At 60.8% G+C, this 16,371-nt stretch carries 14 protein-coding genes; 4 read left to right on the top strand and 10 right to left on the bottom strand.

Annotation, left to right across the window (positions count from 1 at the left end):
- Window positions 1–134 precede the first annotated feature (134 nt).
- Window positions 135–1,430 carry an urea ABC transporter substrate-binding protein gene (gene urtA / locus EL18_RS15995; RefSeq protein WP_036486626.1) on the bottom strand — a complete coding sequence of 432 codons (1,296 nt, stop codon included), beginning with the start codon at window positions 1,428–1,430 and terminating at the stop codon, window positions 135–137.
- A 224-nt stretch (window positions 1,431–1,654) separates the two neighbouring features.
- Between urtA and EL18_RS15990 the strand changes: the two genes are divergently transcribed.
- The 3 genes from EL18_RS15990 to EL18_RS15980 all read left to right on the top strand — a co-directional run bounded on the left by EL18_RS15990 (window position 1,655) and on the right by EL18_RS15980 (window position 6,815).
- Window positions 1,655–5,020 (top strand): hybrid sensor histidine kinase/response regulator, encoded by a 3,366-nt coding sequence (locus tag EL18_RS15990; RefSeq protein WP_036486624.1) that lies wholly within the window; start codon window positions 1,655–1,657, stop codon window positions 5,018–5,020.
- Window positions 5,013–5,921, top strand: coding sequence for a response regulator transcription factor (locus EL18_RS15985; protein WP_036486623.1), 909 nt, complete (start codon window positions 5,013–5,015; stop codon window positions 5,919–5,921). The genes EL18_RS15990 and EL18_RS15985 overlap by 8 nt, the downstream gene beginning before the upstream one ends.
- Window positions 5,922–6,002: 81 nt before the next feature.
- On the top strand, window positions 6,003–6,815 hold the full coding sequence (locus tag EL18_RS15980; protein WP_051914409.1) for a DUF6596 domain-containing protein: 813 nt from the start codon (window positions 6,003–6,005) through the stop codon (window positions 6,813–6,815).
- A gap of 128 nt (window positions 6,816–6,943) precedes the next feature.
- On the opposite strand, the gene EL18_RS15975 is transcribed toward EL18_RS15980, so the two are convergent.
- The 5 genes from EL18_RS15975 to EL18_RS15955 form a co-directional block, all read right to left on the bottom strand.
- Complete coding sequence (locus EL18_RS15975) at window positions 6,944–7,411, bottom strand: methyltransferase family protein (protein WP_036486621.1); 468 nt, start codon at window positions 7,409–7,411, stop codon at window positions 6,944–6,946.
- A gap of 102 nt (window positions 7,412–7,513) precedes the next feature.
- Entirely contained in the window at window positions 7,514–8,344 is an 831-nt protein-coding gene (gene fghA, locus EL18_RS15970) for an S-formylglutathione hydrolase (RefSeq protein WP_036486619.1), read from the bottom strand.
- Between the two features lie 23 nt (window positions 8,345–8,367).
- Window positions 8,368–9,477 (bottom strand): S-(hydroxymethyl)glutathione dehydrogenase/class III alcohol dehydrogenase, encoded by a 1,110-nt coding sequence (locus EL18_RS15965; protein WP_036486617.1) that lies wholly within the window; start codon window positions 9,475–9,477, stop codon window positions 8,368–8,370.
- Window positions 9,478–9,533: 56 nt separating this feature from the next.
- On the bottom strand, window positions 9,534–9,800 hold the full coding sequence (locus EL18_RS15960) for a metal/formaldehyde-sensitive transcriptional repressor (RefSeq protein WP_036486615.1): 267 nt from the start codon (window positions 9,798–9,800) through the stop codon (window positions 9,534–9,536).
- A 127-nt stretch (window positions 9,801–9,927) separates the two neighbouring features.
- On the bottom strand, window positions 9,928–10,641 hold the full coding sequence (locus EL18_RS15955; protein ID WP_051914405.1) for a phosphoribosyltransferase: 714 nt from the start codon (window positions 10,639–10,641) through the stop codon (window positions 9,928–9,930).
- Window positions 10,642–10,779: 138 nt separating this feature from the next.
- On the opposite strand from EL18_RS15955, the gene EL18_RS15950 reads away from it, so the two are divergent.
- On the top strand, window positions 10,780–11,946 hold the full coding sequence (locus EL18_RS15950; RefSeq protein WP_036486613.1) for a M20 aminoacylase family protein: 1,167 nt from the start codon (window positions 10,780–10,782) through the stop codon (window positions 11,944–11,946).
- A 59-nt stretch (window positions 11,947–12,005) separates the two neighbouring features.
- Here the strand turns inward: EL18_RS15950 and EL18_RS15945 are convergent, their stop codons facing one another.
- Genes EL18_RS15945 through iolD form a run of 4 tightly spaced genes read right to left on the bottom strand, consistent with a single transcriptional unit; the run spans window position 12,006 to window position 16,371 of the window.
- Window positions 12,006–12,782: a TIM barrel protein gene (locus tag EL18_RS15945; protein ID WP_036487062.1), complete on the bottom strand. Its 777-nt coding sequence runs from the start codon at window positions 12,780–12,782 to the stop codon at window positions 12,006–12,008.
- A 29-nt stretch (window positions 12,783–12,811) separates the two neighbouring features.
- Complete coding sequence (gene iolB / locus EL18_RS15940) at window positions 12,812–13,606, bottom strand: 5-deoxy-glucuronate isomerase (RefSeq protein WP_036486611.1); 795 nt, start codon at window positions 13,604–13,606, stop codon at window positions 12,812–12,814.
- Between the two features lie 12 nt (window positions 13,607–13,618).
- Window positions 13,619–14,512: a myo-inosose-2 dehydratase gene (gene iolE / locus EL18_RS15935; protein WP_036486609.1), complete on the bottom strand. Its 894-nt coding sequence runs from the start codon at window positions 14,510–14,512 to the stop codon at window positions 13,619–13,621.
- 17 nt (window positions 14,513–14,529) lie between these two features.
- Window positions 14,530–16,371, bottom strand: coding sequence for a 3D-(3,5/4)-trihydroxycyclohexane-1,2-dione acylhydrolase (decyclizing) (iolD, locus tag EL18_RS15930; protein WP_036486607.1), 1,842 nt, complete (start codon window positions 16,369–16,371; stop codon window positions 14,530–14,532).

Raw genomic sequence — 16,371 nt, 5'->3', positions numbered from 1 at the left:
TGTCCGTGTCGCGCATCTCAAATCGGAAGAGGTGCCGTCACATCAGCGATTGATCTGCCCCCTTGTGGGGGAGATGCCCGGCAGGGCAGAGGGGGTGACAGGGGCGCAGACATCAAAGCCCACGCCCCGAGGGATCAGCTTGCGCCGCCGCAGCTCTCGGTTTCGGTGTTGTAGTTCCCGCAATTGATCGGTGCGGTCCAATCTGCCTTGATCGCCTTGGATTCGGGCAGGAAGTCGGACCAGGCGTCACCGGGCACCGTGCCGTCGGTCTCGTAAACCACCTCGAACTGGCCATCGTCCTGGATCTCGCCAATCAGAACCGGCTTGGTGATGTGATGGTTGGGAAGCATCTTGGCGATGCCGCCGGTCAGGTTCGGCGTCTCAAGACCGATGATGGCGTCGAGAACCGCATCCGTCTCCGTGGTGCCGGCCTTTTCGACCGCCTGGACCCAGAGATTGAAGCCGATCACATGGGCTTCCATCGGGTCGTTGGTGACGCGCTCTTCATCACCGATGAATTCGCGCCAGTTGGCGATGAATTCCGCGTTCTCTTTCGTGTCGACGGACTGGAAGTAGTTCCAGGCAGCAAGGTGACCGACAAGCGGTCCGGTGTCGATGCCGGCCAGTTCCTCTTCGCCCACGGAGAAGGCGACGACCGGAATGTCGGTGGCCGAAAGGCCCTGATTGCCAAGCTCCTTGTAAAAGGGAACATTGGCGTCACCATTGATAGTGGAAACCACGGCAGTCTTCTTGCCGGCGGAGCCGAAGCTCTTGATGTCGGAGACGATCGTCTGCCAGTCGGAATGGCCGAATGGCGTGTAGTTGATCATGATGTCTTCTGCGGCAACGCCCTTGTCCTTAAGATACTGCTCGAGGATCTTGTTGGTCGTGCGCGGATAGACATAGTCGGTGCCGGCCAGAACCCAACGCTCAACGCCTTCCTCGTTCATCAGGTAGTCGACGGCGGGAATGGCCTGCTGGTTGGGTGCCGCACCGGTGTAGAAGACGTTGCGCTGGCTTTCCTCGCCCTCATACTGGACGGGATAGAACAGGATCGAGTTGAGTTCCTCGAAGACCGGCAGCACGGATTTGCGGCTGACCGAGGTCCAGCAGCCAAATACGGCAGCAACCTCGTTGACCGAGATCAGCTCGCGTGCCTTCTCCGCGAAAAGCGGCCAGTCGGATGCCGGGTCGACAACGACGGCTTCGAGCTTCTTGCCGAGAAGTCCGCCTTTCTTGTTCTGCTCATCGATCAGGAAGAGCATCGTGTCTTTGAGCGTGGTTTCCGAAATCGCCATGGTTCCGGAAAGCGAGTGCAGAACGCCGACCTTAATCGTCTCTTCCTGCGCGTATGAGATATTGGCCGACAGGCTTATCGCGCCGGCAAGAGCCGTTGCAAGCACGCCGCGGCGGGTGAAAGTGCTGGTCATCTGAGTGTTCCCCTCTGTTAGGTTGGGCCTTGGCAAGTCCGGGAGGAGCAGGGCCGGGGAGAACTGTGCAGCCTGAGGGGTGCGAGGGCCTATACGTCAAATTGCGTAGGTTCAGCCTGCCGCAATTGCAGGCATCGTGCACAATTATTAGTCAATTTGATTTTCTGTTCAAAAAGTAGTCAATTAACGGCTGGTACCAGGGAAGAAGGCGGCACGCAGAGCCGATGGCGCGACAGCGAATCCTGCCGATCCGGCGGGAATACAACCGGTGGGTCGCCAACGAGACCCTTGAGGATTACGCACTGCGCTTCACCGCGAAGAGCGCACGACGTTATTCAAGCCAACGCATCTCACAGACAGCCATCGGTGCGATCTCCTTTCTCGCTCTGGAAGCGATCGGTGGCGCGATCACGCTCTCTCATGGAACGAAGAACGCGCTTGTCGCCATCGTGGCCGCGAGCATCGTCATTCTGGCCGTTGGCATACCCATCGCGCGTTATGCGGCGCGCCACGGACTTGATATCGATCTGCTGACGCGCGGGGCAGGGTTCGGCTATATCGGCTCGACGGTGACCTCGCTGATCTATGCAGCCTTCACTTTCATCCTCTTCGCCATCGAAGCCTCGATCATGTCGAGCGCGCTGAAGCTCGCCTTCGGCTTGCCGCTGTGGATCGGCTATATCGTGAGCGCGGTGGCTGTCATTCCGCTTGTGACCCATGGTGTCAGGCTCATTTCCCGCTTCCAGATCCTCACCCAGCCGGTATGGATCGTGCTCAACATCCTGCCCTTCTTCTTCATCGCATGGCTCGATTGGGAGAAGATCGATATGTGGCTATCCTTCCCCGGCATCAATGCCGATGCCGGCGGGCTGCAGCTTGTGCAGATCGGCGCCGCCAGTGCGGTCATCCTTGCTCTGATGACGCAGATCGGCGAGCAGGTGGATTTCCTGCGCTTTCTCCCGCCTGAAAAGAAAGGCGGACGGCGCCATCGCCTTGGCGTCTTTCTGGCAGGTCCCGGCTGGGTGCTGCTCGGCGCGCCGAAGCTTGCGGCGGGCTCGTTTCTGGCCGTGCTCGTATTGTCGCTTGGCGTGGCACCGGAACATGCCTCGGAGCCGGCGGAGATGTATGCAGCGGCCTTCGGCTACATGATCCCCAATGAGCAGCTTGCACTGCTTCTCATGGCGGTCTTCGTCGTGGTGAGCCAGCTCAAGATCAATGTGATGAACGCCTATGCGGGTTCGCTCGCCTGGTCGAATTTCTTTTCGCGCCTGACGCACAGCCATCCCGGCCGGGTGGTGTGGCTCGTCTTCAATGTCGCCATCGCGCTGCTCCTCATGGAGCTTGGCATCTATCAGCTGCTGGAACAGACGCTGGCGATCTTCTCCATCATCGCCATGGCCTGGCTGTGCACCATCTCGGCGGATCTCTTCATCAACAAGCCGCTGGGGCTTGCTCCGCCCGGTATCGAGTTCAAGCGCGCGCATCTGTTCGACGTGAACCCGGTCGGCACGGGGTCGATGGTGCTCTCCACCGTGATCGCGCTTGCTGCGCATTTCGGCGCCTTTGGCGAGCAGGCGGCCGCACTCGCCCCCTTCGTGGCCCTCATATGCGCCTTCGTCTTCGCGCCGCTCATCGCGTGGAAGACGGGCGGCCGCTACTATATCGCGCGTCGGCAGCGCGCCGACTGGGCGCATCAGCATTCCATCACCTGCTCGGTTTGCGAAAACCCCTTCGAGCCGGAGGACATGGCATGGTGCCCGGCCTATGCCGCACCCATCTGTTCGCTTTGTTGTTCGCTTGATGCGCGCTGCCACGATCTGTGCAAGCCAAAGGCGAGCGCACGCGCGCAGGTCTTCGCGCTCGCAACGCGGCTCTTGCCCGACCGATTGGTCACGCAGCTTCAAAGCAGGCTCGGGCGCTTTGGCCTGACCATGGGCTTCGCGGTTCTGCTGCTCGCTGCAATCCTGTCACTGGTGCATGTCTTTGCCATTGCCGCCGCGCCGCAGACGGCGGATGTTGTTGGCGGTACCATTCTCGTCGTCTTCTTCGTTCTTTGCGTCGTGGCCGGGGTGGTCTGCTGGTTCCTGGTTCTGGCCAATGACAGCCGTCACATGGCGGAAGAGGAAAGCGCGCGCCAGAACCGGGCCCTTATGCGCGAGATCGCGGCCCACCGGAAAACCGACGCCGCGCTGCAGGAAGCCAAGGAAAAGGCCGAGGCGGCGAACCAGGCGAAAAGCCGCTATGTGGTCGGCCTCAGCCACGAGCTTCGCACCCCGCTCAATGCCGTGCTGGGCTACGCACAGATACTGGAACGCGACCGCGAATTGCCGAAGGACCAGAAGAGTGCGGTCAGTGTCATCCGCCGCAGCGCCGATCATCTTTCCGGCCTCATCGACGGTCTGCTGGACATCTCCAAGATCGAGGCCGGGCGCCTGCAGGTCTATTCCAACGAGATCAGCTTGCCGGATTTCCTCGACCAGCTTGTCGACATGTTCCGCCTGCAGGCAGAGGCGAAGGGGCTTGCCTTCCACCATGAGCGGGCGCAATCCCTGCCGCATTATGTGCGGACCGATGAAAAGCGCCTGCGCCAGATCCTCGTCAATCTGCTTTCCAATGCCATCAAATATACGGGCGAGGGCGGCATAAGCTTCACCGTCAGCTACCGTTCCGAAGTTGCGACCTTCAGCGTGCGTGACACGGGACCGGGCATCGCCTCCGACGATCTTGAGCGCATATTCGAGCCCTTCGCACGCGGACGCGCCGAGCGCGAGCGACTGACCCCGGGTCTTGGCCTTGGTCTCACCATCACACGACTTCTCACCGAATCACTGGGCGGGGAAATCCGTGTCGATTCCGTACCTGGCGAGGGCGCAGCCTTTACCGTCCGGCTGATGCTGGCGAAGATCGATCGTCCCGCAACGCTTGGCACGGCCAACAGGCATCTCACCGGCTATCACGGAGAGCGGCGCGTGATCATGGTGGTGGACGACAATGCCGATCATCGAGAGATGATGCGCCAAATGCTCCAGCCGCTGGGCTTTACCATTCTGACCGCTGCGGACGGTGCGGAATGTCTCGCGCTCACCACCACTGCCAAGCCCGACCTGTTTTTCGTCGACATCCAGATGCCCGGCATGAGCGGATGGACGCTTGTGGAGCGGCTGCGCGATCGTGGATTTGCTACACCCATCGTGATGCTTTCGGCAAATATCGGCGACGGTGTGGGCAAGCCCGCGCGTGACGCGGGTCACAATGCGCTGATGGCAAAGCCCTTCGACCTGCGACAGCTTCTGCAGGTCATCGGTACACAGCTCGAACTGGAATGGAGTGACGAAGGGGAAGGGGAGGCGCAGCCTGTCGCTGGCGATACCGGTGATGGGGCCAATATCACTTCACCCGGCGGGCATCATGTGGCCGAATTAAAGCGTCTTGGACGCATCGGTCATGTGCGCGGCATCGACCGAAAGCTCGCAGCGCTTTCTCAAGACCCCGCCAATGCGGTTCTGGTCGAGCGGCTGCGCGCGCATATGGATGTCTACGACTTCGAGGGCTATGCGAAACTTCTGGAGAGTTTGAGTGGTGATGAGTGAAGCCGCCCCCACCGGCGATATTGTTCTGGTTGTCGATGACTCGCCCGAAGCGCTCGGTTTCCTGACCCGCGCGCTGGAAGAGGCGGGTGTGACCGTGCTTGTTGCCACAAGCGGCGAGGCGGCACTCACGGTCGTGCAGGAAGTGACGCCGGATGTCATCCTGATGGACGGGATGATGCCCGGGCTTGACGGTTTCGAAACCTGCCGGCGGCTGAAGGAAATGGCGCATCTGGCCCATGTGCCGGTCATCTTCATGACCGCGCTGACACAGACGGAGCATGTGGTCCATGCGCTTGAGTGCGGGGGAGTGGACTTTCTCACAAAGCCCATCGATCTCGACGAACTGCGCGCGCGGATGCGCGTTCATCTTGCCAATGCAAGGCGCGCGCAAAGCGCTCAGGTCGCGCTTGATGCAGCCGGACGTCATCTAATTGCGCTCGGCCGGGACGGCCGCAGGCGTTGGATGACACCGCAGGCCGATAGACTGATCGACGCGGTGCCTGATCGCTTGGGCCTCGAAGTCGCGGTGACCGAGGCCATTCGGGAGCGCCTTGTCCGCGACACGCTTTCGACCGGCGCGACGATCCTGCCGCTGCCCGATCACCTGCCGGAATTCCAGCTCATCTATCTGGGCCATGTCGCCGAGGGTGAATATCTCTTCCGCCTGATCTTCGAGACCAGCAGCGGCCAGCAGGAGACATTGCGCCAGCATTTCGACCTGACACCGCGCGAGGCGGAAGTCCTGTTCTGGATCGCACGCGGCAAGGCCAATCGTGACATCGCCGAACTGCTGGAACTGAGCCCGCGTACGGTGAACAAGCATCTGGAGCAGATCTACATCAAGCTCGGTGTCGAAAACCGCGCTTCTGCCGCGGTGAAGGCGATGCATGTGCTGGGGTGAAATTTTCTTGGCGGCCATGCGAAAAAATGCTGGCCGCAGACGTCATGCAAGTGTCAACTCTCACTTGTAGGGCATGCAACCATGGTTTTTACAGTCACACCCATTTATGCGCTGTGCGTCAGCGTGATCTATCTCATCCTCTGGTTTCGCGTCACCGCCATGCGGGGCGGGGCGGGTATCTCCATCGGTGACGGGGAGAACCGGGACCTGCTTCTGCGTGTCCGTCAGCACGGAAACTGCGCGGAGTGGTCGACCTTCATCCTCATCCTGATGCTGCTTGCCGAAGGCATGGAGACCCCTGATCTCTACCTGCACCTGACGGGCGCGCTGCAGGAGTTGCATTCGGCTGATGCGGAGATCGAAGGCGCACTTGCACTGATGCTCTTCACCCACGCGCGCAGAAAAGCCCGCATCAACAAGGCAGGCGCTTCGGTTCCGATTGGTGAACAGGACAGGAAGCTGTGGCAGATCGCCGAGATCGAGGAGGGGGAGCGTCTGCTCACCCGTGCCCTGCAGGCCAACGCAATCGGACCTTTCCAGCTCAAGGCTGCAATTGCAGGGGCCCAGATGCAGGAAAGTGGTGCGGATTGGAAGCAGATCGCGCTGCTCTATCGCCAGCTCTGGCAGCACGAGCCAACACCGGTCATCATGCTCAACTGGTGCGTCGCGGTGGCCGAGTGCGGACAGGTTGAAGAAGCGCTGCAACGGCTGGAAATGTTGCACCAACCGCTTGCCGCGTTCCAACCCTTTCATGCAGCCCGCGCCGAATTTCTGGCGCGGCTCAACCGGAAGCAGGAGGCGCGCCGCGCCTATGAGGCTGCGATGAAAAGCGCACCACACGAGGCGAGCCGACGATTTCTGAAGAAGAGAATGGCGCAACTCGAGCCGCTGTGAAGTTCAGCGGCGGACGGGGCGCCCAGTGTAGGAGTACATCCAGTCAGATAATCTGCATTATGGAACTGTCTGATCTGGTATCGAGAGCGCGTGAGAGAAGTGAGCTCAAAAGCCCGCACTCGAACCGATCACTCTTCCCCGAGCCCGCGACCGAAGAACAGCCAACGCGGGACATCTCGGGCATAGTCCCGATAGGCGCTCCCGAAGGTCTCCAGAAGTTGCTTTTCCTCGAACCTGATCTGAAATCGATCGATGAGGACGACGAACAGCACGAGCGCGGCGAAGCCACTGAGTGCGCCCAGATACAGAACCACCGCCAGCAACACAATCAGCATCCCCACATACATCGGATTGCGCGTTACGGCGAAAACTCCGGATCGAACCAGGGTCGTGGCAGCACTCGGCGTCAGCGGAGAGACCGTTGTCTTGTGCCTTGCAAAGCTGGTCACGGCAGGCAGAAGGAAAAGCGCTCCCGCCCCCGCCACCAGGAGCACCACCCAGCCCGGCACACCAAGATGCATGAGGGGAAGAAAGCTGGCAAGAGCCGCCGCCAGGGCTGCGCAAAGCGCCAGCAAGGCAAGTGGAGGAATCCTCACTTCATGTCCTTTCGCGAGAAATCAGGAAGGATTAGGTCCCATGGACGCTACAGGAGCAAGGAGTATTTTTACCATCGCCCTGCCATTTCGCGCAGGGAGGTTTCACGCCATCAGGGCTTTTGCATGCCAGGCGACATGCTCACCGATGAAACTCGCGATGAAGTAGTAGCTGTGGTCGTAGCCTTGATGTCGGCGCAGGGTGAGCGGGTGGCCGAGGCGGTCTGCTTCTTCCGCGAAGACCCAAGGTTTCAGTTGCGGCTCCAGAAAGTCGTCCGCTTCGCCTTGGTCAATCAGGATAGGCAGACGCTCCTGCGCCTTTGACAGGAGAGCGGTTGCATCCCAGTCGCGCCATTCCGCCTCGTCTTCTCCCAGATAGGTGGAGAATGCCTTCCGGCCCCAGGGCACCTGCGAAGGTGCAACGATTGGCGAGAAAGCCGATACGGCTGCAAAGCGGCCTGGATTTTTCAGTGCCATGATCAATGCACCGTGTCCGCCCATGGAATGGCCCATGATCGAACGCCTGTAACTTGCAGGAAAATGCGCCTCGATAAGTGCGGGCAGTTCCTCGAGCACATAGTCATACATGCGAAAATGTTTCGCCCATGGCGCCTGGGTGGCGTTGAGGTAGAAGCCTGCGCCCAGCCCCAGATCATAGGCTGGATCATCGGCAACATCCTCGCCACGCGGGCTCGTGTCGGGCGCAACTAGGATGACGCCATGTTCAGCCGCATAGCGCTGCGCGCCGGCTTTGGTGATGAAGTTCTGCTCGCTGCAGGTCAGACCGGAAAGCCAGTAGATGACCGGCAGCCTGGCCCCTTCCTCATGCTCCGGCACGAAAACGGCGACATTCATTTCGCAGCCAAGAAGGTTCGACTGATGGCGCCAGACGCCCTGATTGCCGCCTGAAATCCTGTGGCTCTCAATCTGTTTCATGAGCGGGTCTCCCTCAGGCACAATCAGTATTTGATGACCGAACGGATCGACTTGCCTTCATGCATGAGATCGAAGGCGCTGTTGATCTCCTCCAGTGGCATGGTGTGGGTGACGAAAGGTGCCAGATCGATGTCGCCGCGCATTGCGTCTTCCACCATTCCGGGCAACTGCGTACGCCCCTTCACGCCGCCAAAGGCAGTGCCCATCCATTTGCGTCCGGTCACAAGCTGGAACGGACGCGTGGAGATCTCCTGCCCCGCACCGGCAACGCCGATCACGACCGACTGACCCCATCCGCGATGGGCGCATTCGAGCGCGGCCCGCATTACATTGACATTGCCGATGCATTCGAAGGAATGATCGACGCCCCAACCCGTCATCTCGATGATAACCTGCTGGATCGGGTTGTCGTGATCCTTCGGATTGACGAAATCGGTCGCGCCGAATTCCCGCGCCAGTTCGAATTTGGCGGGATTGGTGTCGACAGCGATGATGCGCCCGGCCTTGGCCTGACGTGCGCCCTGGATAACGGCAAGACCGATACCGCCCAGACCGAACACGGCCACGGAATCGCCTTCCTGCACCTTCGCGGTATTGTGAACCGCACCGATGCCGGTCGTCACGCCGCAGCCAAGCAGGCAGACATGCTCGTGATTGGCTTCCGGATTGATCTTGGCGAGCGAGACTTCTGCGACCACCGTATATTCGGAGAAGGTAGAGCAGCCCATATAGTGATAGAGCGGCTGGCCCTGATAGGAGAAGCGAGAGGTGCCGTCGGGCATCACGCCCTTGCCCTGCGTAGCGCGCACCGAGATGCACAAATTGGTCTTGCCTGAGGTGCAGAATTCGCATTCGCCGCATTCGGCGGTGTAGAGCGGAATGACATGGTCGCCGGGCTTCACCGAGGTCACACCCTCGCCCACCTCGACCACGACACCGGCTCCCTCATGGCCCAGAACCACCGGGAAAAGCCCCTCGGGATCTTCCCCTGAGAGCGTGAAGGCATCCGTGTGACAGACTCCGGTATCGGTGATCTTGACGAGGACCTCGCCCTTCTTCGGAGGCGCGACGTCGATTTCGACAATTTCGAGTGGCTTTCCCGGAGCGAATGCGACTGCGGCGCGTGACTTCATCTTCTAACTTCCTTGCTGTTCCATAGGCGTGACCACTCCCATCGGAGTGTGCGCCTTCATTTCAGATAGCTGCGAACCAGCGCCATCAGGTCCTGGATCTTTTCGTGAGCATCAGCGCGCTCGCCACCGAACTCGTCACGGATATGTGCTTCGAGCACTTCCGCCATCAGTCCGTTCATGCCGCCCCGCACCGCCGCAATCTGCTGTAGGATACCGCCGCATGGGGCGCCCTCTTCCAATGCTCGCTCCAGCGCCTCGCACTGACCCTTGATGCGGCGAACACGCGTCAGGATGCGCTTCTTGTCTTCGGGGCGATTGGGCATTGCTGGACGTCCTACTATACTCCCCTATGGTATATTTGGAGAGAATGGCTTTGACAAGTGCCAAAGCTACAGGAGCAGACACGTTGGTACTTTCGTGTTTTCAGTGCATGGCGGGCCTTGGGCTCGGCTATGCGGCCTCTTCGACCCAGCCCCCTGTCCCGTTGGGGCGCAGCAGCGGCGTCTTGAACACGCCGACAACCTTGTCCGTCGCGCCCGTCTCTTCTTTCTCAAGCATCGGCTTCCAGCGTTCCGTCTGCAGCATGGCGGCAGCGATGGCGACGGGTTTGATGCCGCAGAGTTTCATCAGGCGCAGACCGGCGACGATAGATGTGCCGGAGCTGATGACGTCATCGACGAGCAGCACGCGGCGGCCTTCGATCAGCGGCATCATGCGCGGATCGACATAAAGGCGCTTCTGCTGGTCGGGGCTCGTGACCGAGCGCATGGGCACCGAACGGCTCTCGTCATACCAGAACTTGCGCGAAGTCCCGAGGGGGACGTAACGGCTGTGACCGAGCGCACGCGCGAGGCTTGCAGCAAGTGTCAGGCCGAGGGTTGGCAGACCCACCACCACATCCGGCTCATATGTCTTGACCTTTTCGGCAAGCGCTTCGGCAAGGGCATCCACCACTTCGAAGCTCGCCTGGTTAAGGATGAGCGAGGCGAGCGCATTGCGGCCTTCATCGCGCACGCGGATGGGCAGAAGGAGTTGTCGGCCATCCGGCAGAACGGCCGGATATGCCACGCGGTGCCCCTCTTCGGGTGCTGTCCTGAACCGGCCCGGCGCGTGTAGTTCCTGCCAAAAGTCCTGTGGACGGGCCTCAAGATCACTCTGCATCATTGTGAGAAGTCCCGCCCCGCGTTAAAAGCAGCTGTTTCCAATGGATTTCTTGGTTCGAAAAGAACGGATGGCGCAGCCATTGTGACCGTGCAGGCTGTTCTTTTACCCAGAGGCAAGCGGCAATGAAAAGGGCGCGGGATGAATAAGTCTGATCTTGAACAGGATCTGGAATTTCTGGTTGCGCTTCGCCGTGATCTTCACGCTCATCCCGAACTCGGATTCGAGGAAGAGCGCACAAGCGCCATTGTCGCACAGCATCTGGAAGAGGCCGGCCTGAACGTACATCGCGGGCTGGGCGGCACGGGCGTCGTCGGCACGCTGACAGTTGGCAATGGCCCGCGCTCAATCGGCCTGCGCGCCGACATGGATGCGCTCGCCATGCCCGAGACCGCCGACCGTCCCTACAAGTCCACCGTACCCGGCAAGATGCATGCCTGCGGACATGACGGGCACACGACCTTGCTGCTCGGTGCAGCACGCCTGCTTGCCAAACGCCGCAGCTTCAACGGCACGGTGCATTTCATCTTCCAGCCCGCGGAAGAGGGCCGGGGCGGCGCGAAGCGCATGGTCGAAGACGGTCTGTTTGAGCTTTTTCCCTGCGATGCGGTCTATGGACTGCACAACATGCCGGGGCTTGCGATCGACGAGATGGCGGTGGTCGAAGGCCCGCAGCTTGCCTCCTCCGACAGCTGGAAAGTGCGGCTGACGGGTGTCGGCACCCATGGTGCAAAGCCGCATCTGGGCCGCGATCCCATCACGGCGGCCGGCCAGTTCATCTCCAGCCTTCAGTCGATCGTCGGACGCGTGGTCGACCCGCTGCAGCCCGCCGTCGTCAGCGCCTGTTCGGTGCAGGCAGGCGACCCGAAGGCGCTGAACGTCATTCCCGATTTCATCGACATTGCAGGCACGGCGCGCGCCTATACGCCCGAAGTGCGCGACCAGCTTGAAGAAGAGATCGGCCGCCTGGCCCACGGCGTGGCGGACATGTTCGGCATCAGGGCGGATTACGAATTCATTCGCCGCATCCCGCCGGTGGTCAATGAGGCCGACACGACCAGGCGCGCCCTTTGCGCGGCTCAGACGGTCTGCGGTGACAAGGTGCGCACCAGCTTCCCGCCTTCAACGGCGGGTGACGATTTCGCCTATTTCGCAGGCGAGGTACCGGGCTGTTATGTCTGGCTCGGCAACGGTCCTGCCATTGACGGCGCATTGCACCACAATACTGGCTACGACTTCAACGACAACGCCATCCCCACCGGCGTGAATTTCTGGACCACGCTGGTGGAGCAGGAACTGGCCGCCTGAAAGCGGTCTCTTCACCCTGCCCTTCTGGCGACCGTCCACCGCTGGACGCAGGTGATCGGTCACAACGTGAATGCATCCACGAATGCATCCACGGCAGCATCGCTGTCATCTGCGGCGAACGCCTCCATCGCCACCGGGCCCGCATAGCCCATATCGTGCAGGGCACGGGCTATGCCCGCATAGTTTATCTCGCCGGTTCCCGGTTCACATCGGCCGGGATTGTCGGCCACCTGCACTTCACCGATCCAGGGAAGACAGGCTTCACACCAGCGGATGAGATCACCTTCGCCGATCTGCGTGTGATAGAGATCGAGATTGATGCGCAGCTGTGGCCGGTTGACCGCTGAAACCAGAGACAGAACTGCCGCAGTCGACCCGAACGGACATCCGGGATGGTCCAGCGGATTGAGGTTTTCAAGGGTGAATACGAGGCCCATCTCCTCGCCGATGTCGCAGATCCGGTTGAGCGTGTCGCGGGCCCGCAACTCCATACCCGGTGAGAAGGCACCGTGGTTCGGGACGGGAATGCCCCCGTCTCCCAAACCCGTTCCGTGCAGATTGAGTCGTTCGACGCCGAGCCGTTTGCCTATCCCGGCGGTCTCGCGCACCGAGGCCAGCAGCATGTCCGCACCTTCGGCGTCTGCAAGACGCCCCACCAGATAGCCATTCATGATCGTGTAGTTCGCGCCCGCCTTCTCCAGACGGGCGAGGTCGTGGTCGGGCCAGTTCCACAAACCCACGCCCAGTCCCCGCTCCGCAAGCCGTGCCGCACGCCATTCGATTGGCTTGTCGGGCCAGAGCATTTCCGCGCATGCGGACAGCTGAAATGAATTCATTGAAAATTCCTCGGCGAGAAAGCGGCTGGTCACATGAGATGTTCAACCGGCGGCGCGGCCACGAAACGCCATTTGCGCAGGGGGCCGGCCATGACGTTCAGGTAGTACATCTCGAAACCGTGAGGTGCGCCACAGGGATGATGTCCCCGCGGAACGCAAACAACGTCGCCATCGTGTACGGCCATGGTTTCGTTCAATTGCAGGTCATCGGTGTAGACACGCTGGATGCCGAAACCGTCCGCGGGATTGAGGCGGTGGTAGTAGGTCTCTTCAAGATAGGTGATACGCGGGTAGTCATCCTCGTCATGGCGATGGGAAGGATAGGAGGACCAGTTGCCTGCCGGAGTGAAGACCTCGGTCACAAGCAGGCTGTCGCAATAGTCTTCGTTCTCCATGGCGATATTGTTGATGTAGCGCGCATTGCTGCCCTCGCCCCGCTTGGTCAGGGTGATGCCGTCGGGTCCGATCCTGCGCGCCCCGTGCCCGCCACTGCCGGGCGCCTTGCAGACCGCAATGGTACAGTCCGTCGTGGCGATTGCAGACCAGTCGGAGCCGTTTGGCAGATAGAGGCAGTGTGGCGGCGTCTTCTCGAACACGTTCATCCGCTCGCCCAACTCACCCCAATCGCGTCCGGCTCCCGCGATTTCGGCTTTGCCTTCAACCATAACGAGGATGACTTCGTCGCTTCCCGTCCGGTCGGAGATTTTTTCGCCCTCGCGGATGCGCCACAGGTCGAAGCCGACATAGCGCCATCCCGCGCTTTCCGGCGTAATCTGATGTACTTTTCCGTGGGCGCCGAAGGGACGCTTGAGAAGGTCGGACATGGCATTTCTCCTTCAGATCAAACCGGCTTCTGCAGCCTGCCGCTTCAAGGTGGCAAGGCCAAGCGTCTGGTAGAGCAGCGGATTGTAGATATCGGGATCCTGCTCGGCCTCGATGACGATCCAGCCGTCATAATCATGCTCGGCCAGGAGCTTCAGAAGGGGCGCAAAGTCCACCTCGCCTTCCTGATCACCAGGGACCGTGAACACGCCCGCACGCACGCCATCCATGAATGACAAGCCTTCACGCTCGACGCGCTCCCGGATTGCAGGGCGCACGTTCTTGGCGTGGAAGTGTCCCACGCGATCAACATGCCGACTGAGCACCTCAACCGGGTCGCCACCGCCGAACGAACAATGGCCGGCATCGAAGAGCAGCTTGGTAGCCGGGCCGGTGGCCGCCATGAAAGCATCGATCTCGTCGGGGGTCTGCACCACCGTCCCCATGTGGTGATGGTAGACAAGATCAATGCCCTGCGCGTTGCAGAAACGGGCGATCTCCTCGACCTTGGCGGCGAATTCCTTCATCTCATCCTCAGAAAGCACAACGCGCTCCGTCAGCGCCTTTGGCTGTCCCTGGACCGAATTCGAGGTCTCGCAGACGATGCAAACCTTGCACCCATTGTGCTTCAGCCGGTCGAGATGTGGTTGGATTGCACGCTTTTCCTCTTCCACGGAGTGCGAAAGCAGATTGAGGGAGTGCCATCCGGAGATGAAGGCGAGACCGGCCTTCTCCATCAGTACCCTCAGCTCTTCGGGATCGGCGGGCCAGCGATGCCCGTTCTCGATGCCATCGAAACCGATCTGGCGACCAGCCTCATCAAGTATGCGTTCAGTCGGTATATGCGCGCCCAGCATGGGATCGTCATCATTTGCCCAGGCAATCGGGTTCGTGCCGAAACGGACCATTTCTTCTCCTGTCTCGCTCAGTTGACGAGGCGCTGGCGTTGCTGGTTTTCGAGGTAGCTTGCATAGGCACGTGCAAGCTTGTCGGTTTGCCCGGTTTCCGGCACGGCGACGTCCCACCAGTGACCCGCCTCGCCGAAGCCCGGACCTTCGCGAGGATCGGTTTCGATCACGATGACCGTCGGAATGTCGCGGCTGCGCGCCTCTGCAATTCTTGCCTCTAGGTCGGCGATATTTTCCGCCTTCACGGCATGGGCGCCCATGGATGCCGCATGGGCCACATAGTCGATCTGCGGCTGTTGCTCGACATTGCAGTCCTTGTAGAGATTGTTGAATTCCTCACCGCCGCAGGCCTGCTGCAAGCGGTTGATACAGCCATATCCGCGGTTGTCGGTAAGGACGACCGTGAAGGGAATTCGCCGCATGACAGCGGTCGCCAGTTCCGAATTGGCCATCATGTAGGAGCCGTCACCGACGAAGCAGATCACTTCGCGCTCGGGCGCTGCCAGCTTGACGCCCATGGCCCCGGCAATCTCGTAGCCCATGCAGGAAAAGCCGTATTCCATGTGATAGCCACCCTGGCTTGGCTGCCACAAAAGCTTCAAGGCTCCGGGCATTGTGCCTGCCGCGCACATGGCTATCGCGTTTTCGTTCGCCGCGCGTTGCACGGCGCCGATGACTTCCGCGTCGCTTGGCAACTCTCCCGCCGGACGCTGGCGGTCGCGGCAATGTTCGTCAACTGCCTTGAGCCATGTCTCGCGCAACTCAAGCTTCGGTGGAGCAGCGCGGTGGGAACCCAGAGCGGCGGAAATGGCTTCCAGCGCCACCCTGGCGTCACCCATGACGGGGAGGGCGCCATGTTTGACTGCGTCATAGGCGGCGACATTGATGGAAACCAATCGCCGCTCCGGGTTCCCGAAAAGTGCCCAGGATCCCGTGGTAAAATCCTGGAAACGCGTGCCCACCCCGATCACGAGATCAGCCTTTGAAGAAAGGGCGTTGGCAGCAGCGGAACCATCCACGCCGCTTGCTCCGAAATTGAGGGGATGGCTTTGAGGCAGCGCCGATTTGCCGGCCTGCGTCTCAACCACGGGAATGTTGTGGGTCTCCGCAAAACGCGCCAGGGCAGCCTCCGCCTGCGAGTAGATCACCCCTCCCCCGGCAACGATCAAAGGCGACGTGGCAGATCTGAGCAGTGCGGCGACATCTTCGACTTCCTGCAGGTCCGGCTGCGGACGGCGGATGCGCCATATGCGCGGTTCGAAGAACTCAGCGGGATAGTCATAGGCTTCAGCCTGGGTGTCCTGGCAGAATGCGAGTGTGACCGGACCGCAGCTGGCGGGGTCGGTCATCGTCGCCAGCGCCCGCGGCAGGGCGGTAAGCAACTGCTCTGGTCGTGCAATCCGGTCGAAATAGCGGGAGACCGGACGAAGGCAATCATTGGCCGAAACCGTTCCGTCCTCGAAGGACTCAACCTGCTGCAGTACCGGATCGGGCCGGCGGTTGGCGAACACGTCACCGGGGATCAACAGGATCGGGAGGCGGTTGACATGGGCGAGCGCCGCCGCCGTCACGAGGTTCGTCGCACCCGGTCCGATCGAGGTGGTCACGGCCATTGCGCGCCTGCGTTTCATCGCCTTGGCATAGGCAATGGCAGTGTGCGCCATTGTCTGTTCGTTCTGTCCGCGCCAGGTGGGAAAATCCTGCTTCGACTTTTCCAGAGCCTCGCCCAATCCGGCAACATTGCCGTGGCCGAAAATGCCCCAGATGCCTTCAACGAAACGCTCGCCGTCCCCGGTCATCTGTGCAGCCAGCCATCGAACCATGGCCTGTGCAGCCGTCAATCTGATAGTCTTTGCCAT

The organism is Nitratireductor basaltis (assembly GCF_000733725.1).
In the GTDB taxonomy this organism is placed as follows: domain Bacteria; phylum Pseudomonadota; class Alphaproteobacteria; order Rhizobiales; family Rhizobiaceae; genus Chelativorans; species Chelativorans basaltis.
The sequence above is the reverse complement of the archived record's forward strand: the minus strand, read 5'-3'. Positions and strand labels throughout refer to the sequence as shown.

What these genes read in the sequence shown, in the direction of transcription:
- urtA (WP_036486626.1), bottom strand. Translation starts at nt 1,430, where the DNA reads ATGACCAGCACTTTCACCCGCCGCGGCGTGCTTGCAACGGCTCTTGCC.
- EL18_RS15990 (WP_036486624.1), top strand. Translation starts at nt 1,655, where the DNA reads ATGGCGCGACAGCGAATCCTGCCGATCCGGCGGGAATACAACCGGTGG.
- EL18_RS15985 (WP_036486623.1), top strand. Translation starts at nt 5,013, where the DNA reads ATGAGTGAAGCCGCCCCCACCGGCGATATTGTTCTGGTTGTCGATGAC.
- EL18_RS15980 (WP_051914409.1), top strand. Translation starts at nt 6,003, where the DNA reads ATGGTTTTTACAGTCACACCCATTTATGCGCTGTGCGTCAGCGTGATC.
- fghA (WP_036486619.1), bottom strand. Translation starts at nt 8,344, where the DNA reads ATGAAACAGATTGAGAGCCACAGGATTTCAGGCGGCAATCAGGGCGTC.
- EL18_RS15965 (WP_036486617.1), bottom strand. Translation starts at nt 9,477, where the DNA reads ATGAAGTCACGCGCCGCAGTCGCATTCGCTCCGGGAAAGCCACTCGAA.
- EL18_RS15960 (WP_036486615.1), bottom strand. Translation starts at nt 9,800, where the DNA reads ATGCCCAATCGCCCCGAAGACAAGAAGCGCATCCTGACGCGTGTTCGC.
- EL18_RS15955 (WP_051914405.1), bottom strand. Translation starts at nt 10,641, where the DNA reads ATGATGCAGAGTGATCTTGAGGCCCGTCCACAGGACTTTTGGCAGGAA.
- EL18_RS15950 (WP_036486613.1), top strand. Translation starts at nt 10,780, where the DNA reads ATGAATAAGTCTGATCTTGAACAGGATCTGGAATTTCTGGTTGCGCTT.
- EL18_RS15945 (WP_036487062.1), bottom strand. Translation starts at nt 12,782, where the DNA reads ATGAATTCATTTCAGCTGTCCGCATGCGCGGAAATGCTCTGGCCCGAC.
- iolB (WP_036486611.1), bottom strand. Translation starts at nt 13,606, where the DNA reads ATGTCCGACCTTCTCAAGCGTCCCTTCGGCGCCCACGGAAAAGTACAT.
- iolE (WP_036486609.1), bottom strand. Translation starts at nt 14,512, where the DNA reads ATGGTCCGTTTCGGCACGAACCCGATTGCCTGGGCAAATGATGACGAT.
- iolD (WP_036486607.1), bottom strand. Translation starts at nt 16,371, where the DNA reads ATGGCAAAGACTATCAGATTGACGGCTGCACAGGCCATGGTTCGATGG.